1 protein-coding gene is annotated in these 1,034 nt (G+C 67.0%); it reads left to right on the top strand.

Annotated features, from left to right (window positions below; translation table 11 throughout):
• Window positions 1-1,034: tartrate dehydrogenase (locus AVMA1855_RS26490; protein ID WP_284428007.1), on the top strand; the 1,034-nt coding region annotated here is incomplete at both ends.

The raw sequence follows: 1,034 nt of genomic DNA, 5'->3' as shown, positions 1-1,034 counted from the left end.
ATCGCCGTGATCCCCGGCGACGGCATCGGCAAGGAAGTCATGCCCGAAGGCCTGCGGGCCATCCAGACCGCGGCCGAACGCTTCGGCTTCGAGCTGGAATGCCGCACCATCGACTGGGCCAGCTGCGACTACTACGCCGCCCACGGAAAAATGATGCCCGACGACTGGAAGGCCCAGCTCGCCGGCGTGGACGCCATCTTCTTCGGCGCCGTCGGCTGGCCCGCCACCGTGCCCGACCACGTGTCCCTGTGGGGCTCGCTGCTCAAGTTCCGCCGCGAGTTCGACCAGTACATCAACCTGCGCCCCGTGCGCCTCTTTGAAGGCGTGCCATGCCCCCTGGCCGGCAGGAAGCCCGGCGACATCGACTACTTCGTCGTGCGCGAGAACACCGAGGGCGAATACACGTCACTGGGCGGCATCATGTACGAGGGCACCGACCGCGAGATCGTCATCCAGGAGTCGGTCTATTCGCGCCACGGCGCCAACCGCCTCTTGAAGTTCGCCTTCGACCTGGCGCAAAGCCGCGCCAAAAAGCACGTGACCCTCGCCACCAAGAGCAACGGCATCGCCATCAGCATGCCCTGGTGGGACGCCCGCGCCGACGACATCGCCAAGGCCTACCCCGAGGTCACCCTGGACAAGCAGCACATCGACATCCTCACCGCGCGCTTCGTGCTGCAGCCCGGGCGCTTCGACGTGGTGGCCGCCACCAACCTGTTCGGCGACATCCTCAGCGACCTGGGGCCCGCCACCACCGGCACCATCGGCCTGGCGCCTTCGGCCAACCTGAACCCCGAGCGCACCTTCCCCAGCCTGTTCGAGCCCGTGCACGGATCGGCGCCGGACATCTACGGCCAAAACATCGCCAATCCCATTGCCATGATCTGGTCGGGCGCGCTGATGCTGGACTTCTTGACGCAAGGCCAGGGCGCAGGGCGGCAGGCGCACGATGCCATCGTGGCGGCGATCGAGGAGGTCATCAAGACCGGGCCGAAGACGCCGGATTTGGGCGGCACGGCCAACACCACGCAGGT

It is taken from the genome of Acidovorax sp. SUPP1855 (assembly GCF_030158955.1).
Taxonomy (GTDB): domain Bacteria; phylum Pseudomonadota; class Gammaproteobacteria; order Burkholderiales; family Burkholderiaceae_C; genus Paracidovorax.
This window is presented reverse-complemented; position numbering and strand designations above follow the sequence as displayed.